At 65.3% G+C, this 21,998-nt stretch carries 27 protein-coding genes; 9 read left to right on the top strand and 18 right to left on the bottom strand.

What is annotated here, in order from left to right:
* Positions 1 to 32: 32 nt before the first annotated feature.
* The 9 genes from ABL844_RS09630 to ABL844_RS09590 all read right to left on the bottom strand — a co-directional run bounded on the left by ABL844_RS09630 (position 33) and on the right by ABL844_RS09590 (position 6,060).
* Positions 33 to 527, bottom strand: a complete 495-nt coding sequence (locus ABL844_RS09630; protein ID WP_369658959.1) for an Ohr family peroxiredoxin — start codon at positions 525 to 527, stop codon at positions 33 to 35.
* Between the two features lie 50 nt (positions 528 to 577).
* A complete protein-coding gene (locus tag ABL844_RS09625) occupies positions 578 to 949 on the bottom strand; it encodes a c-type cytochrome (protein WP_418131101.1) in 372 nt (123 codons plus the stop codon).
* Between the two features lie 10 nt (positions 950 to 959).
* Positions 960 to 1,535: a YceI family protein gene (locus tag ABL844_RS09620; RefSeq protein WP_418131100.1), complete on the bottom strand. Its 576-nt coding sequence runs from the start codon at positions 1,533 to 1,535 to the stop codon at positions 960 to 962.
* Between the two features lie 178 nt (positions 1,536 to 1,713).
* Complete coding sequence (locus ABL844_RS09615) at positions 1,714 to 2,469, bottom strand: SDR family oxidoreductase (RefSeq protein ID WP_418131099.1); 756 nt, start codon at positions 2,467 to 2,469, stop codon at positions 1,714 to 1,716.
* Positions 2,470 to 2,492: 23 nt separating this feature from the next.
* A complete protein-coding gene (locus ABL844_RS09610; RefSeq protein ID WP_145760058.1) occupies positions 2,493 to 2,972 on the bottom strand; it encodes a carboxymuconolactone decarboxylase family protein in 480 nt (159 codons plus the stop codon).
* Between the two features lie 177 nt (positions 2,973 to 3,149).
* Positions 3,150 to 4,163: a bestrophin family protein gene (locus ABL844_RS09605; protein WP_369658963.1), complete on the bottom strand. Its 1,014-nt coding sequence runs from the start codon at positions 4,161 to 4,163 to the stop codon at positions 3,150 to 3,152.
* A 102-nt stretch (positions 4,164 to 4,265) separates the two neighbouring features.
* Positions 4,266 to 4,865, bottom strand: a complete 600-nt coding sequence (locus ABL844_RS09600; RefSeq protein WP_418131098.1) for a peroxiredoxin-like family protein — start codon at positions 4,863 to 4,865, stop codon at positions 4,266 to 4,268.
* The gene (locus ABL844_RS09595; RefSeq protein WP_418131097.1) at positions 4,862 to 5,068 is read right to left on the bottom strand and encodes a hypothetical protein; all 207 of its coding nucleotides are present in this window, start codon (positions 5,066 to 5,068) and stop codon (positions 4,862 to 4,864) included. Before ABL844_RS09595 ends, ABL844_RS09600 begins: the two co-directional genes overlap by 4 nt.
* A 173-nt stretch (positions 5,069 to 5,241) precedes the next feature.
* The gene (locus tag ABL844_RS09590) at positions 5,242 to 6,060 is read right to left on the bottom strand and encodes an alpha/beta fold hydrolase (RefSeq protein WP_418131096.1); all 819 of its coding nucleotides are present in this window, start codon (positions 6,058 to 6,060) and stop codon (positions 5,242 to 5,244) included.
* A 105-nt stretch (positions 6,061 to 6,165) separates the two neighbouring features.
* On the opposite strand from ABL844_RS09590, the gene ABL844_RS09585 reads away from it, so the two are divergent.
* Complete coding sequence (locus ABL844_RS09585) at positions 6,166 to 6,288, top strand: hypothetical protein (RefSeq protein ID WP_369658967.1); 123 nt, start codon at positions 6,166 to 6,168, stop codon at positions 6,286 to 6,288.
* A 365-nt stretch (positions 6,289 to 6,653) separates the two neighbouring features.
* On the opposite strand, the gene ABL844_RS09580 is transcribed toward ABL844_RS09585, so the two are convergent.
* The 8 genes from ABL844_RS09580 to ABL844_RS09545 all read right to left on the bottom strand — a co-directional run bounded on the left by ABL844_RS09580 (position 6,654) and on the right by ABL844_RS09545 (position 11,765).
* A complete protein-coding gene (locus ABL844_RS09580) occupies positions 6,654 to 6,917 on the bottom strand; it encodes a ubiquitin carboxyl-terminal hydrolase 14 (protein ID WP_369658968.1) in 264 nt (87 codons plus the stop codon).
* A gap of 329 nt (positions 6,918 to 7,246) precedes the next feature.
* Positions 7,247 to 7,771, bottom strand: coding sequence for an Ohr family peroxiredoxin (locus ABL844_RS09575; protein WP_369658969.1), 525 nt, complete (start codon positions 7,769 to 7,771; stop codon positions 7,247 to 7,249).
* Positions 7,768 to 8,208 carry a carboxymuconolactone decarboxylase family protein gene (locus ABL844_RS09570; protein WP_418131095.1) on the bottom strand — a complete coding sequence of 147 codons (441 nt, stop codon included), beginning with the start codon at positions 8,206 to 8,208 and terminating at the stop codon, positions 7,768 to 7,770. The genes ABL844_RS09575 and ABL844_RS09570 overlap by 4 nt, the downstream gene beginning before the upstream one ends.
* 6 nt (positions 8,209 to 8,214) lie before the next feature.
* Entirely contained in the window at positions 8,215 to 9,408 is a 1,194-nt protein-coding gene (locus tag ABL844_RS09565) for an alpha/beta fold hydrolase (protein ID WP_418131094.1), read from the bottom strand.
* Between the two features lie 11 nt (positions 9,409 to 9,419).
* Complete coding sequence (locus ABL844_RS09560) at positions 9,420 to 9,806, bottom strand: OsmC family protein (protein WP_418131093.1); 387 nt, start codon at positions 9,804 to 9,806, stop codon at positions 9,420 to 9,422.
* A gap of 27 nt (positions 9,807 to 9,833) precedes the next feature.
* A complete protein-coding gene (gene wrbA / locus ABL844_RS09555; protein ID WP_369658973.1) occupies positions 9,834 to 10,436 on the bottom strand; it encodes an NAD(P)H:quinone oxidoreductase in 603 nt (200 codons plus the stop codon).
* 130 nt (positions 10,437 to 10,566) lie between these two features.
* The gene (locus ABL844_RS09550; RefSeq protein WP_369658974.1) at positions 10,567 to 10,935 is read right to left on the bottom strand and encodes a hypothetical protein; all 369 of its coding nucleotides are present in this window, start codon (positions 10,933 to 10,935) and stop codon (positions 10,567 to 10,569) included.
* A 50-nt stretch (positions 10,936 to 10,985) separates the two neighbouring features.
* Complete coding sequence (locus ABL844_RS09545; protein ID WP_369658975.1) at positions 10,986 to 11,765, bottom strand: sensor histidine kinase; 780 nt, start codon at positions 11,763 to 11,765, stop codon at positions 10,986 to 10,988.
* Between the two features lie 558 nt (positions 11,766 to 12,323).
* On the opposite strand from ABL844_RS09545, the gene ABL844_RS09540 reads away from it, so the two are divergent.
* The 6 genes from ABL844_RS09540 (at position 12,324) to ABL844_RS09515 (ending at position 19,235) form a co-directional block, all read left to right on the top strand.
* Positions 12,324 to 14,264 carry an ATP-binding protein gene (locus ABL844_RS09540; protein ID WP_418131092.1) on the top strand — a complete coding sequence of 647 codons (1,941 nt, stop codon included), beginning with the start codon at positions 12,324 to 12,326 and terminating at the stop codon, positions 14,262 to 14,264.
* A 167-nt stretch (positions 14,265 to 14,431) separates the two neighbouring features.
* Positions 14,432 to 15,325, top strand: coding sequence for an RNA polymerase sigma-70 factor (locus tag ABL844_RS09535; RefSeq protein WP_418131091.1), 894 nt, complete (start codon positions 14,432 to 14,434; stop codon positions 15,323 to 15,325).
* A gap of 157 nt (positions 15,326 to 15,482) precedes the next feature.
* Positions 15,483 to 16,487: a LysR family transcriptional regulator gene (locus ABL844_RS09530; protein WP_369658978.1), complete on the top strand. Its 1,005-nt coding sequence runs from the start codon at positions 15,483 to 15,485 to the stop codon at positions 16,485 to 16,487.
* A 311-nt stretch (positions 16,488 to 16,798) separates the two neighbouring features.
* Positions 16,799 to 17,626, top strand: coding sequence for an alpha/beta fold hydrolase (locus ABL844_RS09525; protein WP_418131894.1), 828 nt, complete (start codon positions 16,799 to 16,801; stop codon positions 17,624 to 17,626).
* A gap of 24 nt (positions 17,627 to 17,650) precedes the next feature.
* Positions 17,651 to 18,514 carry a hypothetical protein gene (locus ABL844_RS09520; RefSeq protein ID WP_418131090.1) on the top strand — a complete coding sequence of 288 codons (864 nt, stop codon included), beginning with the start codon at positions 17,651 to 17,653 and terminating at the stop codon, positions 18,512 to 18,514.
* 7 nt (positions 18,515 to 18,521) lie between these two features.
* On the top strand, positions 18,522 to 19,235 hold the full coding sequence (locus tag ABL844_RS09515) for a dienelactone hydrolase family protein (protein ID WP_418131089.1): 714 nt from the start codon (positions 18,522 to 18,524) through the stop codon (positions 19,233 to 19,235).
* A 110-nt stretch (positions 19,236 to 19,345) separates the two neighbouring features.
* Here the strand turns inward: ABL844_RS09515 and ABL844_RS09510 are convergent, their stop codons facing one another.
* A complete protein-coding gene (locus tag ABL844_RS09510) occupies positions 19,346 to 19,804 on the bottom strand; it encodes a carboxymuconolactone decarboxylase family protein (protein ID WP_369658981.1) in 459 nt (152 codons plus the stop codon).
* Positions 19,805 to 20,035: 231 nt separating this feature from the next.
* Here ABL844_RS09510 and ABL844_RS09505 point away from each other — a divergent pair, with 231 nt between their 5' ends.
* Both ABL844_RS09505 and ABL844_RS09500 read left to right on the top strand, forming a co-directional pair.
* A complete protein-coding gene (locus ABL844_RS09505; protein ID WP_369658982.1) occupies positions 20,036 to 20,659 on the top strand; it encodes a glutathione S-transferase family protein in 624 nt (207 codons plus the stop codon).
* 164 nt (positions 20,660 to 20,823) lie between these two features.
* A complete protein-coding gene (locus ABL844_RS09500; RefSeq protein ID WP_369658983.1) occupies positions 20,824 to 21,873 on the top strand; it encodes a glutathione S-transferase family protein in 1,050 nt (349 codons plus the stop codon).
* The last annotated feature ends 125 nt before the right edge of the window (positions 21,874 to 21,998 follow it).

Here is a 21,998-nt window from a genome sequence, read left to right as displayed (position 1 = left end):
AAGCCTGTCAAACCTTGTTAAGGCCGGCACGGCTATGCGGCGAGCGCCACGATGCTGGTCATTCCGTTGCGAGCCAGCTTCGCGTAGGGGCAGAACCGCTCGGTATGGCGCACCAGCTCTTCGGCAAGGCTCTTCTCGACACCCGGCAGATGGATGGCGACGTCGGCCGTGAGCATGAAAAGGCCGTCCATGGGATCGCGCCCGAATGCCACCGACACCTCGACCCGGGCGTCCACGAGAGGGATGCCCTTGCGAGTCGCCAGCAAGTTGAGCGCGCCATGGAAGCATGCTGCATAGGCTGCGGCGAACAACTGCTCCGGATTGGTCCCGCCTCCTCCGCCGCCGAGTTCGACGGGAAGCCGCAGCGCTATATCGAGGCATCCATCGTTCGAGCGAGCAACGCCCGAGGCGCGTCCGTGTGCTGCTTCGCCCCCGCTCACGGTGACCTTGGTCGAATAAAGGGGTTGGAACTCCGGTCCCCGGTACCTGTTCAGGAGGGAGACTGGGGGAGGTTGCAGCTTGGTCATGGTCGAGGTTGCACGAAAGGACGCGGCGCGCCGAGCACCGCGCCTGCGGACTATTTCAGCGAAGCCAGGTAGGCGATGAGATCGGCGCGCTGCCTGGCATCCGCCAGCCCGGCATAGGGCATGACGTTGCCCGGCACGGCACCCTGCGGGTTCGCGATGTAGGTGTCGAGCGTCTTCGCATCCCACGGATAGCCCGCACCCTTCATGGCGCGACTGAAACGAAAGCCCGGCGCGCTGCCGGCCTGACGCCCGATCACGCCCTGCAGGCTGGGACCGACGCCATGGCTTCCGTCGATCGAGTGGCAAGCCGCGCACTGGGCGTAGGCCTGCTTTCCCGCAGCCACGTCCTGCGCGTTCGCATCGAAGGCGACCAGCAGAATCCACAGGAAGCCGAAGAGCGGAATGATTCGACGCATGTTCATTGCCCGCCCTTCAAGGCGTCTCCAGTTCGAAAGCGGCGCCGATGATCAGTCCGACCTCTTCGCCGATCTGAGGCAGTGCAGCCATCACGCCGAAATCGCCGCGGCGAAGCCTGCCGCGGATATCGAAGCCGATCGTGTAAACCTGTTTTGTCGGATTGACGCCTGCGCCGACGAAGCTCGCATCCAGCACGATCTCGCGTGTCACGCCGTGCAATGACAGGTTGCCGGCCACCTGGAAGCTCCGGGCCGCCAGCGAGACCGGCGACGTCGACGTGAAGGTCATGGCCGGAAAGCGCTCGGCGTCGAGCCAGTCGCGACTGCGCAGTTCTTCGTCGAGCACGCGGCTCGAGGTCAGGACATTGGCGACGGGCACCGACACCGTCAGCGCCCCCGCGCCGGGTTGCGGCGATGCGAGGTCGAGCACGCCCGAAGGACTCAGGAACTCGCCGTAGTAAGTGGAGATGCCGAAGTGCGACACGCTGAAAAGCACGCGTGTGTGCACCGGGTCCAGCCGGTAGTGGCCGCGGCGTACCGCACTCAGTTCCTGCGGCAGGGTCGTTGTGGGGGAAGTGACGGTATCGGTCATGTCTCTGGATGGAGCCGGGTGACGGTTTGCTGGCCGGAGCTCACGACCTCCGCCGCGAACGCCGAGGGGCAAGACTGCGCACACGTCAGGGGACGCCTGTCGTGTGTGCCTGCCTTGACGGCCTGTCGCGGCGGAGGCGCTCGCATCGAGGGAGTCCCGGCAGCGCTGCGGCGACGCGTCAGCGCGGCGTCTTGGGCAGTGCGAACCAGGCATCGAAGTCCAGCGCACCGATGCGCGGATTCGGGCCCGGTACCAGGGTATCGTCCTTCAGCTCGGCGCCGAAGTAGCGCGCATGCACGTCGGGTACCACGGTGCGCTTGTCATTGGTGGCGTTGAGGTAGCGCGCCACCAGATCCGACAGACGAACGCGCTCGGGACCCGCGATCTCGACCACGCCATTGCGCGGCTGGCCCAGGGTGTAGTCGGCCACCGCCGCCGCCACGTCGTCCGACGCGATGGGCTGGACGAAGGCCGGCGACAGGTGCACGGAGTCGCCGTCGGCGCCCGACTGCGCGATCGAGCCCAGGAACTCGAAGAACTGCGTCGAATGGACGATGGTGTACGGAATGCCGGAATCGCGGATGAGCGCCTCCTGCGCGATCTTGGCGCGGAAGTAGCCGCTCTCGCTCAGGCGGTCGGTACCGACCACCGACAGTGCCACATGGTGCTTGACCCCGGCCTTGGATTCGGCCGCCAGCAGGTTGCGCCCCGAGGTCTGGAAGAACTCGAGCACGGCCTTGTCCTCGAACGACGGCGAGTTCGCCACGTCCAGCACCACCTGCGTGCCCGCCATGGCGGCATCCAGGCCTTCACCGGTGATGGTGTTCACGCCCGACGCGGGCGAAGCCGCGACGACTTCATGTCCAGCCTCGCGCAGCTTGTTGACGACTTTAGAGCCGATGAGGCCAGAGCCGCCGATCACGACGATTTTCATGGGGTACTCCTAGTGCGATGGGTTCAGGAAAGCTTGGCCTTGTCCAGGCCGAAGACCTTGTCGGAAGAGCCGGGCACCGTCTTGAGGGCGATGTTCAGGCGGCTCCACGCGTTGGTGGACATCACCAGGAACGTGAGGTCGGAAATTTCCTTTTCCGACAGCTGCGTGCGCACGCGCTCGTAGATCTCGTCGGGCACGCCTTGCTCGGACAGCTTCGTCAACGCCTCGGTCCAGGCCAGCGCGGCGCGCTCGCGCGGGATGAACAGCGTCGAATCACGCCATGCGGCCAGGTGCAGCAGGCGCAGTTCGCGCTCGCCCTGGATCTTGGCCTGCTTGACATGCATGTCCAGGCAGAAGGTACAGCCGTTGAGCTGCGAGGTGCGGATCGCGACCAGGTTGCGGATCGGCTCTTCGATCGAGCCTTCCTTGATGGCGTTGAGGAACTCGACGAACTTCTTGAAAATCTCGGGGGACTTCTCAGCGTACTTGATGCGTTGGGTCATGGTTGGGTCCTTGAAGAATCGGCGGATGCCTGGGCTCAGGGCGACTGAGCCACCGTTCACGAGGGTTCGCAAAAGGGAGACTTGATGCTAGGTTTCGTCGCGCCCGGCCGGTAGCCATGCAAGGGGCCTCACTGTGTTGACCGATGCGCACCAATGCGCACCGGTAGGCGCGAGGTCTCAAAGAATGATTTCGTGGACCGGTACCGGCAGCACGGGCAGATCGGTCTCGCCGATGAACTCCTTCATCTCGCGCTCGATGGTCCTGGCGATGAGCGTGATGGGTACGTCATTGGCGCTTCCCTCGAACGGGTTTTCGGTGCTTTCGCCCACCTGTTCGAGCGATGTGTACATCCACGAGATCGTGGCGCTGAAAGGAATCACGAGCCACACCATGCAACCCTGCATCAGGCCACTGATGCCATCGTTGAGCTTGTCGAACTCTTTCAAGAGCCCGAATGGCAGGAGAACACAGAACGCCCACACGAAAAGCGTATTGATGATCGCGTACTGCCGCGGGTAGGGATAGTTCTTCAGGCGCTCCGCGCGCCCCTGCTGGTCGATGAACTCCTTCTGCAGTTTGTTCAGTTCGATGTACGTGGTCAGCGACAGGTCGCCCTGATCGTGAAGCCGCCTCAATGCACGGCTTTGCAGCCAGAGCACCTGCGTCGCCTTGAGGCTGAGCCTGGCCTCGTGGATCTGCGCATGCTCGGAGTTCGAAAGATGTCTGCGCAGCTCCTCGTCGATGGGTGTCTCGCGCTCGGGGATCCGATAGATATCGCGGTACTCGACGTTCGACGCCTTCTCCATCGTCTCCCACGGCCTGGCACTGCGCAGCTCGTAGCGCAGGCAGGTCAGCCATGCGACGTGGCGATCGATGAGCTCGCGCGCCTCGATGGGGTTGCGCACGAAGCCGCCGACGCTCGCGCCCCAGAACCGGCTGCTGTTGAGGATCGAAGTCCAGAGGTGCTGGGCCTCGACCGTGCGGTTGTAGGTCTGCACGTTCTTGAAGCCGACGATGAAAGAGGTCGCGGTGCCCAGCAAGCCCACCACGGTCAGGGGGATGGTGAGCCATCGCAGCCCGAGCACCTGGTAGAGCAGCACGGGCACGGTGCCGACGGCCAGCAGCAGATAGATCTGTCGCCGCGTCCAGGCGATGAACTCGGAAACTTTGTAGGTCTTGCCCAGGTGCATGGTGAGCTTTCGGAGATGCGAAAGAGCGAGCGGCCGCCCGTTCGGCGGATGCGCGCTCGCTCTGGATGGATTTCTGAGGGTGGGCGGCAGCCCGTGCGGCCGTCAGGGCCGCTGTCGCAGGACCTCGATTGCGGCGACGACCTCGCGCGGACGCGTGCGTTCACGCACGTCTTCCTCGATCGAGGCAAAACAGATCTCACCAGTTCTGTCGATCACATAGGTGGCGGGAACCGGCAGCACCCACTGCCCGTTGCCGTTCAGCACGGGGATGTCGGTGCCGACGCTGCCGTAGTAGTCCACCACGTCGGGATGCAGCGTGTAGGCGAGCCCGAAGCCGTTGGCAGCCTCGAGGGCGCAGTCGCTCAGCACGGTGAACCCGAGTCCGTTGTCCTGGGCCGTGCGCATCGAGTGCTCGGGCAGCTGCGGCGAGATGGCCAGCAAGGTCGCGTCGAGCCGGGTCAAGGCGTCGGTGTACTGTCGCCATTCGCGAAGCTGGAGGTTGCAGTAGGTACACCATCCGCCGCGGTAGAAAACGACGACCAGCGGGCCGCGCCGCCAGACATCCGAGAGGCGCACAAGCGTGCCCGAGGCATCCGGCAGCGTCACGTCGGGCGCCCGGGATCCGATGCGCAGAGCCCGGGCCGCGATGCCGGTGGCATCGAACACGGCATCGGCTTCGCTGAGCGTGTCCTCGCGGCTCATTGCGGGCGCTCCAGTGCCGAACGGGGGCCCGCGGCACGATGTGCGGCAATGGCGACATCACCGGAAGTGTCCTGCAATGCCTCGTAGGCAGCGAGGATGGAGCCGGCGACGACCGCCGTAGTCATTACCGCGATGCCCACGGCGTCTTGCAGGCGGCGCGATAGACCGCCGATGTCAGGGAGAGAGCGTCGCAATGGGTTCATGAAAAGTCTCCAGGGCGGTAGAGCGTCGTCACCGGCGCTCATGCGCCTATCAACGAGGCCGACCAAGCGTAGTGCTCGCCAAGGCGTGCCGGTAGGCCGGCACAGGGGACCACGGTGTTGCACGACGGGCAACAATGACTTGTGCGATGCCCTGCCCGTGCGTCGCGGCGGTATCAGGGCTGCTGTGCATCCGATCCGGCGGCCTCGACGATCAGGCGGGTCACCGGGCCCGGCCTGGAGATCATGACCACGTGCGACGCCCTCTTGACCACGACGGTCTTCATCGACTTCGCGCGCTCGGCCATGAAGGACAGCGCAGCCGGAGGAATGTTCTTGTCCCTGTCGCCGTAGATGAACCAGGACGGCACGTTCTTCCATGCGGCGGCGGGTGCCGGCTCGGCCAGCGCCGACTGCGTGATCGGACGCTGCGACACGGCCATGAGATGCGTCGTGTTCGGCGCCACGTCGGCGGCGAACTGGCTGCCGAACTTGTCCTGCAGGATGTAGAGATCCTTGTTGCCGTCGGGCAGCGCGACCGGCGGTGCCAGCGCGGGCCCCAGCGTGCTGCCAGGGAACTTGCCAGACAGGTCCGCCGCGGACTCTCCGACCTCAGGCGCGAACGCGGCCACGAAAACCAGCGCCTTGACGTTGGGCTTTCCCTGCGCAGCGGCGGAGATCACCGAGCCGCCGTAGGAATGACCGACCAGCACGACGGGGCCTTTCACGGAGTCGACGACTGCGCCGACGTAGTCCGCGTCGAGCTTCACGCCCCGCAGCGGATTCGCAACGGCGATCACATGGAAGCTGCGCGCCCGCAGATCGCGCGCCACGTCGTTCCAGCTCGCGGACTCGGCGAAGGCACCGTGCACCAGCACGATGGTGGGGCGTTCCGGCGAGGCGGCGGCACTCGCCGTGCTGGCGGGGGCCGCCAGGTGGATTGCCGCAATGCAGGCGATCGCGAAAGCGCGAGCGAGGGTGAAGAGTCGAGTCATGGTGTTTCCTTCGAAGATGAGTTGCTCGGTGAGTGGACGGGTCGCCCTGGGAAAATCTGTTGAGTGGCGGGGTCGTACCCGGCGCGCCTGGAGTCCGCGGTACAGATGTCCGGCACCAGCACGGGACTTGCTACCGCTCCCGTGGCGAACTTCAACTCCGCGCTGGCTGCTTCGCCACTGGCCACGGCCGCGGCGCCCGCCATCGTCAGCAGGCAAACGGCCATGTAGCCCCAACGCCAGGCGAAGTCCATCGGGCCTTCCGGCGCAGTGCGCGCAGCAGGCTGCGACGTACACGGCATCGCGTCGAGCCGTGTCCTCTGCCCGTTGCGTGGCGCGCGTGCACGACGCGCGGCGCGCGGCACAGGAGACGAAGCCAAAGTGGACATACGCAGCACCATGTGATTTCCCAGAGGGCACCAAGCCCTGACCCCAGGACGGCTGGAGCGCCGGTCCGCGAACATCGCGGGACGATCTGGATGCTAGGTTTCGGTCTCTTCGGGCGGTAGCCTTGCGAGAGGTACTTCCATGTTGCATGCGGGGCATCAATTCGACACGACGGACACGCGAACGGCAGGTGCGCGCGAGACGACGAATCAGCCCCGGACGTGGACTTCATCCACGTAGCACCAGCGCCAGTCCTCGCCGGGTTCGATCGACTGGACCAGAGGATGGCCCGTCATGTGGAAATGCTGGGTGGCGTGTTTGTGTTCCGACGAGTCGCAACAGCCGACGTGTCCGCATGTGAGGCACATGCGCAGATGCACCCAGCGACCGCCGATGCGCAGGCAGTCTTCGCATCCTTGGCTGGAAGGGGTGACGGAGTGGATCTGGTCGAGGTGCGTACAGGTCGTGGTCATGCGGTGGTCCTTGAAAGGCGCCCTCCACCCGCCGCGTCGCCGTGTTGCTGATCGGATTTACGCGGGAGTTCCCGCGCCGACGTGAGTTCGTCCCGTGCACGAACGGATGGAAAGTGCACGCCTCATTACAGCCGCCTCGGCAATCTGACACCCGTCATCTTCGTTGCGACGGGCGGAAGGCAAATCGTCAGGCCGCGTGACTCGCGGCCCATGAAGAAAATCGTAGTTTTGAACGCTGCGCCCCGGTAGGCATGTGGCGTGGACGACGGTGTTGCCCTCGATTCACCAATGCGCGCAGCACTGCCCGGCGCAAGGCCATCGAACCGGACTCAGACAAAGCGGATCGTCGAGCGCATGCCTACGCGCGACATCTTCATGTAGGGGCAGATGCGCTCGGCTTGCGCGACGAGTTCGGCCGCTTCGCGGGTGTCCATCTGCGGCAGGCTCACCTCGAGCTCGGCGGTGATGAGGAAGAGTCCGTCGACCGGATCGCGCCCGAACGAAACCGTGGCAGCGATATCGATGTGCGGCGGAAGACGCGTGCGCATGGACGCCGCGGCTATCGCCATGGCACCGTGGAAGCATGCCGCGAAACCGGCTGCGAACAGCTGCTGTGAATTGGTTCCGCCACCATCGCCGCCCAGCTCCGTCGGCTGCCGAAGAACCAGGTCGAGGTTGCCATCGTCGGATACGGCTCTCCCGGACACGCGCGCATGCCGGGCCTCTCCGCCGGAAACGGCAACGGTCGTGGTGTAGAGCGGAAGGATCTCGTCGCCGGTGTAGGGCACCAGGAACCCGGGATGCCCGCCGGGATGGCCTTCTGCGTCGCCAGGCTCGTCGGCGAGCACGATCATTGCAACGGCCCTCGCGTCGGCGCGCAGGCCCTCCGGCTACGGGCGTTCTCCAGTGCGATGGCCAGGCTGAGCGCCACGAGCTCGTTGTGCTCAAAAACGGCAGCCACCTGCAGGCATCGCGTCCGCCCCACGCCGTCTTCGCCAGCCGTGACCAGGGCCTCGGCCCAGGAGAGCGCGGCCTTCTCGCGCGGCGTGAGACCTGTCCCGGCATCGAACCAGTCCGAGACCAGCATGAGCTTCCTGACCGGGTAGCCCGCACCAAGCAATGCCAGGAAATGAGCATCCGTTCGCACGTCGTTGCAATTGAGCTGCGACACCCTGAGGTGCGCAAGGTCGACGAGCGTCTGGGAAAGCCTCGACGCCGCGATGCAGCGGTTGACGATTTCTGCAACGCGCTCGTGGGCTTCGCCACGCATGGCAAGTGTCTTCACCTTCATCACAACTCAGGACTGCCGGTCGAAAGCGATGGCGTCGAAGCCCGAGCCCTGCTCGAGCGTGCGATGGACCGGACACTTCTGCGCGACCTCCAGCAAATGGGCGCGCTGTTCGTCGTGCAAGGCGCCCTCGATGGCAACCTCATGACTGAAGAAATCCGGGGGCGAGCGGTCCTTGTCGCGACGATGGTTCACTGCCGTGCGGATGCGGGTCACCGGCCATCCCCTGCCATCGGCGTAATGGCGCAGCGTCATCGTGGTGCATGCGGCAAGCGCCGACGACAGCAGGTCATAAGGCGTCGGCCCGGAGCCGAGCCCGCCGGCGGTCTCGGGCTCGTCGGCCAGCCAGCGGGAGCCACCTGAGCGCAGCGCCAGCTGGAACTTGCCCAAGCCGGTCTCCTCGGCCACGGCATCGGCCGGCTCGGCTGGTGAAATGGCCGGCTCCGGCAGATAGCGCAGGGCCCAGGCAGCTATGAGGCTTGCTGCATATTCGGCATCCTCGCGTCTGGACAGCAGATGGTCCGCATCGCCGAGCGATACGTAGCTCTTCGGGTGCCGGGCCGCAAGGAAGATGTGCGTCGCGTTCTCGATGTCGACTGTCAGGTCACGCGGCGCGTGCAGCACCAGCAACGCCCGGCGAAGCGCACCGATGCGCGCGCCCTGGTCATGCCCTCGCAGGTCGTCGACGAAGGCCTTGCTCACAGACATCGGTCGCCCAACGACCTTCAGGAGCGCTTCCGGCTCGCCATCCAGTCGCGCCAGTCCCTCGGGGTCGAGCAGGTGCAGCACATGCCCGACATCGAACGGTGCGGCGATCGTCGCCACGGCGCGCGCACTGTCGACGCTGCCCGCCGCTGCGAGAATGGCCGCGCCGCCCAGGCTGTGTCCGATCAGCAGGTCGGGCGGCATGCCCGCGTCCTTCATCGCTTCGGCGGCCGAAACCAGGTCCTGCACGTTGAGGCTGAAACTCGAATCCGCAAAACTGCCCTCGCTGTCGCCGAGGCCAGTGAAGTCGAAGCGCAGCACGCCGATACCGGCGCTGGCCAGAGCGCGGGCCACGCGCACCGCGGCCAGGTTCTTCTTGCCACAGGTGAAGCAGTGCGCGAAGAGCGCCCAGCCGCGCTGGATGCCTTCCGGCATCTCCAGCGTGCCCGACAGGCGCTGGCCCTCGCGGTTGAGGAAATCGAATGAGCGGGTTGGCATGGTGTCTTCCTTCAGGCCACGGTCGTACGAATCCGCACACCCGACTTCAGCGTCAGCGTGACCGGCGTGCGCTCGGCGATCTCGGCCAGTCTCGCTTTCTGCGCCTCGTCCAACCCAACCATGCGCAGCGACCGCTCCACAGCCATGGCATCGCCATCGCGCGACAGATGCAGCTTCACCTCCACGGATTCGAGCGGCCATTTCTTGAGGTTGGCATACATGCGCAGCGTGATCGCTGTGCATGCACCCAGGGCCGCGATCAGCAGGTCATAGGGCGCGGGGCCGGTGTCTGCGCCGCCCAGGGCGGATGGCTCATCCGCGACGAGCCTGTGGCGGCTGCCCACCTCTATCTGCGTGCGGTAGCCATCGCGACCGATTGCTGCAATGCCATGCGTCATCAGCGAACCTCGTTCTCGAACGGCGTGTCAGGCTGCGAGGCGATTGGCCAGACGCGCCACGTGCGTGCCCTGGAAGCGCGCGATGGAAAGCTCGTTGGCGGACGGCATGCGCTGGCCATCGGCTCCGGCGAGCGTGCCCGCGCCGTAAGGTGAGCCTCCGGTGATCTCGGCCATGTTCGTCAGCCCCGTGCACGAGTACGGCACGCCGACGACCAGCATGCCGTGGTGCAGCAGCGCCGTATGGAACGACGCGATGGTGGTCTCATGGCCGCCGTGTTGCGTGGCTGTCGACGTGAACACGCCGCCGAGCTTTCCGATGAGCGCGCCCGTGGCCCAGAGGCTGCCGGTCTGGTCAAGGAAGGTTCGCATCTGGCCCGCCATGCCGCCGAAACGCGTGGGCGTACCGAACAGGATCGCGTCGTAGCCCGGAAGCTCCGCCACCGTGGCGATTTCAGCGTCCTGTTCGACCTTGGCGCCCGCCTGGCGCAATGCCTCGGCGGACATCGTCTCCGGCACACGCTTGACGGTGGCTTCGCTGCCGGGAACCGAGCGCACGCCTTCGGCGACCGCTTTCGCCATCTGCTCGAGATGGCCATACATGCTGTAGTAAAGAACGAGGATCTTGCTCACGATGAGGGACTTGAAAGAAGGATGGGATACGGCAATGGCGCCGGGAGAATCGTAGAAAGGCAGGCCGATGGGCACTAGGCGTTTGCCAATGACTACGGTGTTGACGCCTTCGCACCAATCGAGGTGCGGCTCAGTCCTGCAGCAACGTCGCGTCGCGCCAGCACAGCAGGGACAGCACTACGCCCTCGCCGTCGATCTCGAATTCGTCCGGCAGCGGGCCGTCGATCCATTCGAGTTGCACGGCACCTGCCAGTTGCTGCCGAAGCTCTTGCTCCCAACCCGGACCGCGTGCCATCCAGGTCAGATTCGCATCGTCCCCGTCGGGTGATGGCGCAAGCATCACGACGACACGCATCGCCGGCGAGCCTTCGCCCCCTGCGGGCTGGATGGCCCAGAGGCGCTGGATGGCAGCGTTGGCGTCATACCAGCTCGAAAGGACAGTGGACGAAGGCACGTCCTGACGACGTGCATCGAGAGAAGGGTCGAGGGATATTTTCATGAAATGCAATCAATCAAGCGCCGGGGCGCGGGTCGGGATTTCGGGGTTGATCAGGAATGGGAGCGGCGATGAAGAGGAATCCACACGTTGAATTCGGCGCCATGGCCGACGCCCGCCGACGTCGCCTTGACGAAGCCGCCATGCGCGACCGCCAAGCCGTGAACCAGTGCGAGGCCGATGCCGAAACCGCCATGAGAACCATCGGCGGCGGCACCACCCTGGCTGAACAGGCCGAAGACGTGTGGCAGGAATTCGGGCGCGATGCCGCAGCCGCGGTCCTCCACACAGATGCGGGCGAAACCGTCCTCCGAGCGAAGACGCACGACGATCTCGGCCCCTTCGGGCGAGAACTTCATAGCGTTGTCCAGCAGGTTGCCGACGATCTGCTCGAGCCGTACCGCGTCGGCGTGGCAACGGATCGGATCGCCGGCCTGCACCTCCGTGCGGATACGGCCACCGCGCCAGCTGGCGTCCAGCGCAGCAGCTAGGCGTGGCACCAACTCGCCCAGGTCCACCTCCGCGCAATGCAGTGCGAGCTTGCCGGTACGCACCCGTGAGAAATCGAGCAAGTCATTGATGATCCGGGTCTGGCTCTCGATGGCGCGCTGGATCGATTCGGCGATACCGCGGATGTGCCCCGACACGGTCGACGCGGGCAATCGTTGCAGGAGCCCCGCGTTCATCTGGATGATGTTCAGGGGCTGCTTGAGTTCGTGCGACACCACGGCCAGGGCCCGGTCCCGGGTCGCGCAGCGCAAGTGCAGGGCCGCGCGAGGATCGAGGATCGCTGCCGAGGCGCCTTGGTGATCGGGTTTGGACAGGGCACTCATGTTCGCTGCGGAGGTGAGAGGAAGCAGGCAGCGGCAAGCGGGTGCACGCTGGGCATGGAAGAAGGAGTCATGGGTCATCCGTTCGGAAGTCGACTGAAGGCGTTGCGAGCGGCGCGATCGTAGGAGCCCACCGCCGCCGCTGGAAGGCATGTGCCGCGGCCCACGGTGTTGTCGGGCAGACACCAATGCCGATCCACCACGAACACGGGGTCGGCATCGTTAGCCGTTTCTGGATGCATCGTCCGACACAGGGCCGATCGAACATGGCCCGGTCAGACCTACGATGACCAGCCGGATCGCTCCGGCGAAGCAGCCACGCAAGGGCCGGGAAAAAAACCTGTCACAAAACACCCGGCTCGAACGTCTTTGGTATGGAGACGCGAACGCGTGTCCGGCCGGCATGCGGCCCTGCAGCAACCTGACCTGGGCCGGGAGAAGTGGCAGCGGCCTTCTGGACGGACCCGATTTGCCGATCAAGACCCCTACCGAATTGACCATGAGCGCTCGCCAAGCCATCGCACGCGGCCTTGCCCGCCACCCTTGCTGACGGAGATCCGCATGTCATCATTGCCCGCCAGCCCGCCACAGGCGACCGCCGAAGTCCTATGGCGCTTCGGTCCCTTCGTCGTGTACGAAACACAGCGCCGGCTCGAACGTGCCGGCGAGGCCGTTCGGCTGGGCTTCCGCTCCTTCGAGCTGCTGCTCCAGTTGGTCAAGCACGCCGGCAAGGTGCTCGGCAAGGATGAGCTGCTCGCTACCGTCTGGGCTGGCGTGGTTGTCGAGGATGCCAGTGTTCGCGTGCAGATGTCCATGCTTCGCAAGGCCCTGGGCCGACCGGGCGCCGGCGACGACTGCGTCGAATGGATCTCGAACATTCCGCTGCAGGGCTATCGGCTCAACGGCAAGGTCCTGCGCGAATGCAGCGACACCACCCGCCCCGGAACGCTCTCGATGGCGATCGCGGCGTCCTTTGCATCCCAGTCCGCCGCCCCCGCGTTCACGAAGCTGCCGACGCGGCTGACCCGACTGATCGGCCGGGAAGCCGACCTGAAGCGCCTGCTGACGGCCATGGACACCAGCCGCATCGTCACCCTCGCGGGCCTTGGCGGCATAGGCAAGACGCGTCTCGCCATCCGCGCTGCGGAATGCCATCAGGCCCGAACGGGCATGCAGATCGGCTTCGTCGACCTTTCGCCCCTGATCGGTGAGGACCACGTGGCGGGAGCCTTGGCGCGGGCGCTGGGTGTGCCGTCCGACGCACCCGACACCATGCGTGCAATTCACCGGCAGCTCGAAGGGCGCGACGTGCTGCTGCTGATCGACAACTGCGAGCACGTGGTGGACGCACTCGCGCCCCTGATCGCCGGACTGCTCGCTGAGCTGCCCAAGCTGCGCATCCTCGCCACGAGCCGGGAGGCTTTCCGCATGGAAGGCGAACGCGTGCTGCGACTGGCGCCGCTCGTCGTGCCCGAGACGGACCGGTTGACGTTGGCCCAGGCAATGCGTTCTGCGGCAGTCGAATTGCTGGTGGAGCGGGCGCAGGCCGCCGGCGCTCGCCAGTTCGGCGATTCGGACGGCGGGCTTCTTGCGCGGATTGCACGGCAGGTCGATGGCATCCCGCTGGCCATCGAACTGGTGGCGGCCAGGCTGGGCGTGCAATCGATCAACGACCTCGCATCGCGGCTGAACGACCACATGCGGCTGTACTCCGCCGGCAACGCGACGGTGCTCGCACGGCATCGAACGCTTGCCGCGGCCCTCGACTGGAGCATCGCGCTGTTGAACCCGCAGGAGCTCAGGCTCTTTCGCTTCCTGTCGGTCTTTCGAGGCCGGTTCGACCTGAATTCCGCGCTGAAGCTCGCCGAAGGCGACATGGACATTGAATCCGCCTTCGATGCCTTGATCTCGCTGGCCAACAAGTCGCTGGTCGCCTTCGACAACAGCGATGCGGTTGCGCCTTATCGCCTGCTCGGCACGACGAGGAGCTACGCGGCCAATCTGCTCTCACGGACCGACGAATCGCCCGCACTGGGGCGACGGCATGCCGAGCTCATGCGCAGCCTCATGGACGAAGCCACGGCGCAGCTGTCCAGGCTCGACGTCGATGCGTGGACCGAGCGATACGCCCATCACCTGGACGACGTGCGGGCCGCCCTCGACGCCTGGCTTGAGCAGCCTGGCGGCACCGAGGCTGACGCGGCGACCGGCACGGAGGTCGGCGTGGCGCTCGCCATCGCCTCCGCCCCGCTGTGGTTTCAGGCTTCGCAGGCCGAGGAGTATCGAGACCGTGTGCTCACCACCATCGACCGCGTCGAGCGGCTGCCGGGTGCCGATGCGAAGACGGTCGCCGGGCTGCGCCTCGCGCTGACCGCTCGCCGCACTTCGCGCGCCGGGCCACGCAGCGAGCGCCTCGGCATGGACAGCGAGGCGAAGGCGCTCTACTTGAGCGCCGCTCGCTCCGCGTCGGACTCCGCCTTGAACCGCACCCCCCAAAAGTAGCAGAAGAAGCTCTCGCCAACACAGGCTGGCCGAATCGGCACCGGGCTCCTACGCTTGCAGCATCTGTGGAGTCCCTACGAAGTGACAAGCAGGCCGTCACAGGCGCAGGGTTCGGCACGTCTTCTGTGGCACGGGGCTTCCCCGCAAGAACAACCAGACACAAGGTCATGAACGACACAGACGGCACCAACGAGATCAGCAACGTCTTCGACAGCCTGCGGCCACGGCTGCATGGCATCGCCTACCGGATGCTCGGTTCGACCGAGGAAGCCGAAGACGTCGTGCAGGACGCCTGGCTGCGCAGGCGTCAGGCGAACGGTGCCATCGACAACGAGGAAGCGTGGCTGGTGTCGACCGTCACCCATCTGGCGATCGACCGGCTGCGCAGCGCGAAGGTGGAGCGCGAGCACTACATCGGCATGTGGCTGCCCGAGCCGGTGATGTCCGACAATTCGCCCTCGCCGGAGCAGATGCTGGAGAAGGCGGAGAACATCTCGATCGCCTTCCTTACCGTGCTGGAGCGGCTCTCGCCGGAGAGTCGCGCGGCATTCCTGATGCGCGAGGTCTTCGGCGCCAGCTACGGCGACATCGCCCACATCCTGGGCAGGACCGAAGCCGCCAGCCGCCAGCTCGTGCACCGGGCGAAACTCCAGATCCTCGAGAAGCGCAAGCGTTTCCGGGTCGCGCCGGAGGAGCACATCCGCCTGCTGAAGGAATTTTCCGAGGCGGCGCAGCGCGGGGACTTCGCGGCGTTGCGCTCCCTGCTGTCGGACGACGCCGAGTTCGTCGGCGACGGGGGCGGCAAGGTGCCAAGCTTCGACGCTCCGCTCAAGGGCCGCGACCGCATTGCGCAGCTCTATTTCGCGACCAGCAGGCGGTACGGCGACAAGGTGCGCATGCGGATCGCACCGATCAACGGCGAATGGGGTTTCCTGCGCTTCATCGACGGCGTGCTCGAGTCCGTGCAGTCGGTGGAGACCGACGGCGCGGGAATCACCCGGATCCAGGCCCAGAGAAACCCCGAAAAGCTGGCCGCGCTGGCTTCGTTGCTGAAGTTCTAGAGACAGGCACGCCCTCCCGAGCAGCTCGGGAGGTGGTGCACGGGCCGGCCATAACAAACATTGACAGGCATTAACTGGTCCTTGTTTGCCGTCGCGCGCAGAGTGCTCGTTGTGAGAAGGCCGTCCCCACGGCCTTCATGCCACCGAGATGCTGCAAATGACGAATTCTTCCCTGCCCTGCCCCACTTCCATTCCCCTCACGCCGCGTGCGGACCCGCTGGCTTCGAGCTTCGCGACCAGCTATGCGGGTGTCGTGGCCTTCATTGCCGTCGTGACCGAAGGCAGTTTTGCCCGCGCAGCGGACCGGCTGGGCATCGGGCGCTCCGCGGTGAGCCGCAGCGTTCAGAAGCTGGAGGATCAGCTCAATGTCAGGCTCTTCACCCGGACCACGCGGAGCACCTCGCTGACGCGGGAAGGCGATCTCTTCTATGCCAACTGCCACACCGGAGTCGACCGGATCGTCCAGGCCGTCGAAGAGATGCGTGACCTGCGCGAGGGCCCACCGCGAGGGCACCTGCGCATCAGCTCGTCCGTCGGCTTCGGCCGGCGCGTGGTCGCCCCTTTGCTCGGCGATTTCCTTGCCGCGTATCCGGAGGTATCGATCGACTTGCTGCTCAACGACAAGCCGACCGACTTCACATCGGACCGCGTGGACATCGCCTTCCGCAACGGCCGCATGGAAGACGCACAGATCATCGCCAAGCAGATCATCCCCATGCAACTGCTGGTCTGCGCCTCGCCGGGCTACCGGGATGCGCATGGCCTGCCGACCTCGCTGGACGAGTTGATGGGCCACCAATGCATCAACTTTCGCACCGCCTCGGGTCGTGTCGCCGAGTGGGAATTCAAGGCGGACGGGCTGCTTCGCAGGTTCGCGCCGGCGTCGAAGCTCACCTACAACGATGCAGACCTGGTGCTCCAGGCCGTGCTCGATGGACACGGCATCGCGCAGATGGCGGGATACCTGATCTGCGAACCGCTGCGCAAGGGCTCGCTGGTGGCCTGCCTGACGCAGCACGTCCCCGACGACCACGGACACTACATCTGCTACCTGAGCCGGCAGCATCTTCCCTCACGCATGCGCGTCTTCATCGACTTCATGACGACACGCATCCGCGCGGCGGACCTCCAATGCCTCACGGACCTCGACGCACCGACCTGAACGTGCACCGGCCGTCTGCGGGCGCGTATTGGTGCGCGCCCAGCAACAGCGTGCATCCCTTCGCGAATCTACCGCCGCGCGAATGCCGAACCTACGATGACTTCCGTCTCACGGCATTCGCGCGACACCGGTGCGCCGTGTTCGTAATCCGGATCTCCACCCCCGTCTCAAAGGAAATCATGACCACACCTCAGAACCCCTCGCGCAGAAACCTGATCGCATCCAGTGCGGCCGTTGCCACCGGCACGCTCGCGATGGGCATGCACGGTGCCGCCGCGGGCGCCCCCGGTTCCGGCAACCGCAACCCGAGGATGACCAGCGACACCGTCACGATGAAGGACGGCACGCGCATCTACTACAAGGACTGGGGCAGCGGCCCGGTGGTCACGTTCTCGCATGGCTGGCCCCTCAATGCCGACGCGTGGGACGGGCAGATGCACTTCCTGGCGCGCAACGGCTTTCGCGTCATCGCGCACGACCGCCGCGGCCACGGCCGCTCGACGCAATCGTCGTCGGGCAATGACATGAACGGCTACGCCGACGACCTGGCCGAAGTGTTCAACGCGCTTGACCTGAAGAACGTCTCGATGGTCGGCCACTCCACCGGGGGGGGCGAGGTGGCCCGCTACATCGGCCGCCACGGTTCGAAGCGCGTGGCCAAGGCGGTGCTCATCGGCGCGGTGCCGCCGGTCATGGTGAAGTCGGCGTCGAATCCGGAGGGTCTGCCGATCGAGGTCTTCGACGGGATTCGCGCGGGCGTGGCGGGAGACCGTTCCCAGTACTACAAGGACCTGGCCGTGGCCTTCTACGGCGCCAACCGCAGCGGCGCAAAAGTGTCGCAGGGCGTGCTCGACCAGTTCTGGCTCTGGAGCATGCAAAGCGGCCAGAAGAACGCCTACGAGTGCGTGAAGGCCTTCTCGGAAACCGACTTCACCGAGGATCTGAAGAAGTTCGACATCCCCACCCTGATCATGCACGGCGAGGACGACCAGATCGTTCCCGTGCACGACTCCGCCAGGAAGTCCGCAAAGCTCATCAAGGGCGCCAGGGAAATCTACTACCCCGGCGCACCGCACGGACTCACCGCGACGATGCAGGACAAGGTCAACGCGGACCTTCTTGCCTTCCTGCGCAGCTGAACACTGTCATCCACCCCCTTCGCCATGCTGAACCTCCTACTGCAGACCACGATCGAAGAGCAGCCCGATGACTGGGACATCTCACGCTTCAGCCGGCTGGCTTCATTCCTCGCCGGACTGAGAGACAAAGACGGCGGCCTTGCCTTCCGGGTGACCGCCCGCAACCGCACCCAACGCGGCACGCCGGACCCGGTGCTGTCGACCCTGGACGAATCGGACGTGGACCAACTCTGGCTTTTTGCTGTAGACGGGGGCGACGGGTTGACCGACGCAGACTGCATGGGAATCAGCCGGTTTCGCCGCCTTGGTGGCGCGCTCATGGTGACCCGGGACCACATGGACGTGGGAAGCTCCATCTGCAATCTGGGCGGCATCGGGGCCGCCCACTACTTCCACAGCCACAATCGAGAACCCGACGAGAGCCGGCACTGCGTCGACGACACCTACGCCTCGAACATCTCCTGGCCCAACTACCACTCGGGCGCCAACGGCGATTTCCAGCGCGTTCGCTCGGTCGGCAGCATTCATCCCGTCATGCGCGACCGGCAGTCCTCGACCGGCGTCATCCAATACCTTCCCTCGCACCCGCACGAAGGGGTGGTCGGAGTGCCGGCGGATGATTCGACGGGTCGGGTCGTCGTCGAAGGACAGAGCCTCGTCTCGGGCCGACGCTTCAACATCGCCGTGGCGTTCGAGCGCTCGGAACATGGCGGTCGTGCCATCGCGCAGTCGACCTTCCATCATTTCGCCGACTACAACTGGGATCCCGCCTGCGGCTGCCCGACCTTCGTGGCCGAATCGCCCGGCGACGGCATGGCACAGTTCCCCGAGGCATTGCGCTCGACCAAGCAGTACGCCAGCAACCTCGCCTTCTGGCTCAGCGCCTGAGCCGGTCATGCAAGACACACTCCGCATCACCACCGGCGAGGGTTCCTTCTCGGCGTATGTCGCCCGTCCCGCAAGCGCGGGCACAGGCGCAACCGCGCCGGCCATCGTCGTGATCCATGAAGTCTTCGGCGTCAATGCCGACATGCGGCAGTCGTGTGACGAACTCGCCGCGCAGGGCTACCTGGCGATCTGTCCCGACCTGTTCTGGCGCATCGAGCCGGGCATCGACATGACCGATCGCACGGAAGCCGAGCTGGCGAAAGCCATGGCGCTTTACAACGCCTTCGACCTCGACGCCGGCGTGCGCGACATTGCCGCCGCCATCGCAACCGCCCGCGCGCTGGCTGAGTCGAACCACCGGGTCGGTCTCGTCGGCTACTGCCTCGGCGGCCTCATGAGCTACCTGACCACTGCTCGCGCAGCCGCTGATGCCGCGGTGGCCTACTATCCCGGCAACGCCAACAAGCACCTCGAGGAGGCAGGCGGCATCGGCAGCCCGCTGATGGTGCATCTCTCGGAAGAAGACGAGTACATCCCGCCCGACGCACGCAGGCAGATAGTCGCAGCCCTGGGAAAGAGTCCGCAGGTGCAGCTCCACAGCTACCCGGGATGCCGTCACGCCTTCGCGCGACACCGCGGCACCGCTTATGACGCGCGGGCTGCAGGCCTCGCGAACGGCAGGACCCAGGCGTTCCTGGCCCAACACCTGAAGAGCGGCTGAGTTTCACAGCGCACGGCGGTACGTGGCTGCGATGGCCCTGGTCCTCTCCCACTTCTTTTCCTTCATAAAAAGCCGCCGGCGTGTCGTGCACACGCCGGCGGCTTTTTCGCTTATTCGAGCGGCTGTGTCGACGGAGGCGTGCGCATGCCGACGGCCATGCGGTTCCACGCATTGATCACGGCGATCGTCCAGCTCAACTCGACGATCTCCTGGTCGCTGAACTGCTTCTTGAGCGCTTCGAAGGCCGTGTCCTGGTCACCGTGCTGGTCGGCAAGGCGCGTCAGTTCCTCGGCCCAGGCCAGCGCCGCGCGCTCGCGCTCGTTGTAGAAGCTGGTCTCGCGCCAGGTCGACAGGCTGTTCAGGCGCTGCCAGGTCTCGCCGTGCTTGCGCAGGTCGCGCGCATGCATGTCGAGGCAGAAGGCGCAGCCGTTGATCTGGGAGACGCGCGTCTGCACGAGTTCCATGAGCGAATGACCGAGCGAGGACTTCGCGATCGAGACGTTGACGCCCGCCATCGCCTGATAGGACTTGGCAGAGATCTCGGTCCAGGGTAGTCGGGGTTGGTTCATATTGGATATTCCTTTTGGGACGGACAATGAAAACGGGGCGCCTTGATGAGTGGCAAGCCCTTTGCTTGGCAGACGGACACATGCAGTGCGTCGTCTGGAAACACATTAAGGATTCGCTACCGCTCGCACTTCAGCCGTTGGTATGGCAACCGCCTCCCCCTTTTGCAGGGGCTGCACATTGGAGGGAGAATCGAGTGCAATTCATCGTGCGCCCATCCGTTGGAGTCCTCCATGCTGCGTCTCTATGACAGTCGCCTGTCCGGCAACTCATGGAAGGTCCGCATCCTCCTGAGCCAGCTTGGACTGCCCTACGAGCGTGTCACGCTCGATATCCGCAAAGGCGAAACGCGCGATCCTTCGTTTCGGCGGATCAGCCGTTTTGCTCGAGTGCCCGTGCTCTTGCTGGAGGATGGCCGCCCCATCGTGGAATCAGGCGCCATCCTGGTGCATCTCGCCAACGGCACGCCCTATCTGCCAGATGATCCACACCTGCGAACGGAAGTGATGAGCTGGCTCTTCTTCGAGCAGGCCGATCTTCAGAAAAGTATTGCTACAGCACGCGTGCTCCACTTGCACGGACTCGCGAACGACCGGATGCAGGACATCGTGCGCTATCACGCCGATGGATACCCCGCACTGGAGAAATTGGACGAATGGCTTCTCGATCACACCTGGCTTGCTGGTGACAGCTACACCATCGCCGACCTAGCGGCTTCGGCCTATGTGTCGCTCGCCGAGCAAGGAGGCTACGCGATGGCGCGCTTTTCCGGCATCGAAGCATGGGTGGCACGCGTGCAAGCTCAGCCTGGATGGGTACCTCTGCTTCACGGGGAGAACACCTCGTCCAGCGCCTGAGCGCCGCCATCGTTCGGATTTCAGGGACCGAGCGTGCAAGCTTTGCCGCCTTCTCACCTCTGACCAAGCTGCCTACGATTTGATTGCCTTCAACGCGCTGTTGAACGCAACCCCACCGATCGATAGTTGCTGCGCCTGCCTCGCAGGCCGCCAAGAGGACCGTGATGACGAACACCGAACCGCTGATGGAAATGGCCGCCGCCGCACGCGCTGCCGTGCTCGACCCGAACCGAATCACCGTCGTGGGCGGCAGCCCGGATCCACGGTTCGAACTGTTCCATGCGGCAAGCTCCCTGTGCTCGCAGAAGGTCCGCACGGTACTCAACGAGAAGGCGCTTTCCTACCGTTCCAACGACATGCGCATCCTGGGTTCGATGGAGCCCACCGGACTGGTGCCGGCCGAGCATTACAGCCCCGCCTACATCCGACTGCGCCTGATCGCTGCAAGGGAGTTGGGGCGCGGTTTCGTCTCCGGGTATAGCGGGCGCACCTCCGTGGAGACGGAAGGCTTCGATCCCTGCGTCGTACCGCTGCTGCTCGACCATCAGGAAGGCCGAGTGGTCGCCGATTCGCAGCGCATCTGCTGCTACCTCGATGCTGTGGACCGCCAGCCGGTGCAACTGATTCCCGATGAGCCCGCTTCGCGCGAGGAGGTGATGCGCCAAGTCGGCATCGTCGACCGGATTCCCAACGGGGCGCTGCTCTACGGTTTCCATCCCGACGCCGACCTCCGGCCCGAAGCGCTCAAGACCTCGATGCGAACGGTCTATCACTACAAGGTCATCGCGCTCGAGCGGCTGATCGCCGATAACGCCGGCGATCTCGAGCTGGTGGCCGCCTATCGCGCCAAGATCACGAAGGAAATCGGCGGCAAGCAGGTGTGCCACGATCCGGAGTTCCAGCGTGCCGCACGCCATCGCGTCAGCCAGTTGCTGGAGAACCTCGAGCTCGACCTGGGCAAGGGCTCTTTCGGCTGCATCAACGGCCACCCCTTCTCGCTCGCGGACGTGCTGTGGGGCGTCAACCTCGTACGCATCAATTACCTGGGACTGTCCTCGCTGTGGGACGCCCTGCCCGGCGTCGCTCGCTACTTCGAGGTGCTTTGCAAGCGGCGCTCGCTGTGCGAGGAAGCGATCGGGGCCTCGATCGCCTCGATGCCGCAATCGCGCTTCATGGATTCGGTGGCCAGCTGCCTGGCTGAAGCCACGGCCTGAGCTTCACGGCGGCTCACGCCTCGCCCCCGCCGCGTCCGCTGCATTTCCCGCCTCATCGATCGTCACGTCTTTCATGACGGAGACGGACACGCACGCCTTGCAAACCGTTGGACCACTCATTCCGC

Origin of the sequence: Variovorax sp. 278MFTsu5.1 (assembly GCF_048305045.1) — a bacterium.
In the GTDB taxonomy this organism is placed as follows: domain Bacteria; phylum Pseudomonadota; class Gammaproteobacteria; order Burkholderiales; family Burkholderiaceae_C; genus Variovorax; species Variovorax guangxiensis.
Note: the sequence above shows the minus strand (reverse complement) of the source record. Positions and strands in the feature narration are given on the sequence as shown.

Bases quoted from the DNA above. Each gene is read 5' to 3' on its own strand.
- ABL844_RS09630 (WP_369658959.1), bottom strand. From the start codon at position 527: ATGACCAAGCTGCAACCTCCCCCAGTCTCCCTCCTGAACAGGTACCGG.
- ABL844_RS09625 (WP_418131101.1), bottom strand. From the start codon at position 949: ATGAACATGCGTCGAATCATTCCGCTCTTCGGCTTCCTGTGGATTCTG.
- ABL844_RS09620 (WP_418131100.1), bottom strand. From the start codon at position 1,535: ATGACCGATACCGTCACTTCCCCCACAACGACCCTGCCGCAGGAACTG.
- ABL844_RS09615 (WP_418131099.1), bottom strand. From the start codon at position 2,469: ATGAAAATCGTCGTGATCGGCGGCTCTGGCCTCATCGGCTCTAAAGTC.
- ABL844_RS09610 (WP_145760058.1), bottom strand. From the start codon at position 2,972: ATGACCCAACGCATCAAGTACGCTGAGAAGTCCCCCGAGATTTTCAAG.
- ABL844_RS09605 (WP_369658963.1), bottom strand. From the start codon at position 4,163: ATGCACCTGGGCAAGACCTACAAAGTTTCCGAGTTCATCGCCTGGACG.
- ABL844_RS09600 (WP_418131098.1), bottom strand. From the start codon at position 4,865: ATGAGCCGCGAGGACACGCTCAGCGAAGCCGATGCCGTGTTCGATGCC.
- ABL844_RS09595 (WP_418131097.1), bottom strand. From the start codon at position 5,068: ATGAACCCATTGCGACGCTCTCTCCCTGACATCGGCGGTCTATCGCGC.
- ABL844_RS09590 (WP_418131096.1), bottom strand. From the start codon at position 6,060: ATGACTCGACTCTTCACCCTCGCTCGCGCTTTCGCGATCGCCTGCATT.
- ABL844_RS09585 (WP_369658967.1), top strand. From the start codon at position 6,166: ATGTCCGGCACCAGCACGGGACTTGCTACCGCTCCCGTGGCGAACTTC.
- ABL844_RS09580 (WP_369658968.1), bottom strand. From the start codon at position 6,917: ATGACCACGACCTGTACGCACCTCGACCAGATCCACTCCGTCACCCCT.
- ABL844_RS09575 (WP_369658969.1), bottom strand. From the start codon at position 7,771: ATGATCGTGCTCGCCGACGAGCCTGGCGACGCAGAAGGCCATCCCGGC.
- ABL844_RS09570 (WP_418131095.1), bottom strand. From the start codon at position 8,208: ATGAAGGTGAAGACACTTGCCATGCGTGGCGAAGCCCACGAGCGCGTT.
- ABL844_RS09565 (WP_418131094.1), bottom strand. From the start codon at position 9,408: ATGCCAACCCGCTCATTCGATTTCCTCAACCGCGAGGGCCAGCGCCTG.
- ABL844_RS09560 (WP_418131093.1), bottom strand. From the start codon at position 9,806: ATGACGCATGGCATTGCAGCAATCGGTCGCGATGGCTACCGCACGCAG.
- ABL844_RS09550 (WP_369658974.1), bottom strand. From the start codon at position 10,935: ATGAAAATATCCCTCGACCCTTCTCTCGATGCACGTCGTCAGGACGTG.
- ABL844_RS09545 (WP_369658975.1), bottom strand. From the start codon at position 11,765: ATGAGTGCCCTGTCCAAACCCGATCACCAAGGCGCCTCGGCAGCGATC.
- ABL844_RS09540 (WP_418131092.1), top strand. From the start codon at position 12,324: ATGTCATCATTGCCCGCCAGCCCGCCACAGGCGACCGCCGAAGTCCTA.
- ABL844_RS09535 (WP_418131091.1), top strand. From the start codon at position 14,432: ATGAACGACACAGACGGCACCAACGAGATCAGCAACGTCTTCGACAGC.
- ABL844_RS09530 (WP_369658978.1), top strand. From the start codon at position 15,483: ATGACGAATTCTTCCCTGCCCTGCCCCACTTCCATTCCCCTCACGCCG.
- ABL844_RS09525 (WP_418131894.1), top strand. From the start codon at position 16,799: ATGACCAGCGACACCGTCACGATGAAGGACGGCACGCGCATCTACTAC.
- ABL844_RS09520 (WP_418131090.1), top strand. From the start codon at position 17,651: ATGCTGAACCTCCTACTGCAGACCACGATCGAAGAGCAGCCCGATGAC.
- ABL844_RS09515 (WP_418131089.1), top strand. From the start codon at position 18,522: ATGCAAGACACACTCCGCATCACCACCGGCGAGGGTTCCTTCTCGGCG.
- ABL844_RS09510 (WP_369658981.1), bottom strand. From the start codon at position 19,804: ATGAACCAACCCCGACTACCCTGGACCGAGATCTCTGCCAAGTCCTAT.
- ABL844_RS09505 (WP_369658982.1), top strand. From the start codon at position 20,036: ATGCTGCGTCTCTATGACAGTCGCCTGTCCGGCAACTCATGGAAGGTC.
- ABL844_RS09500 (WP_369658983.1), top strand. From the start codon at position 20,824: ATGACGAACACCGAACCGCTGATGGAAATGGCCGCCGCCGCACGCGCT.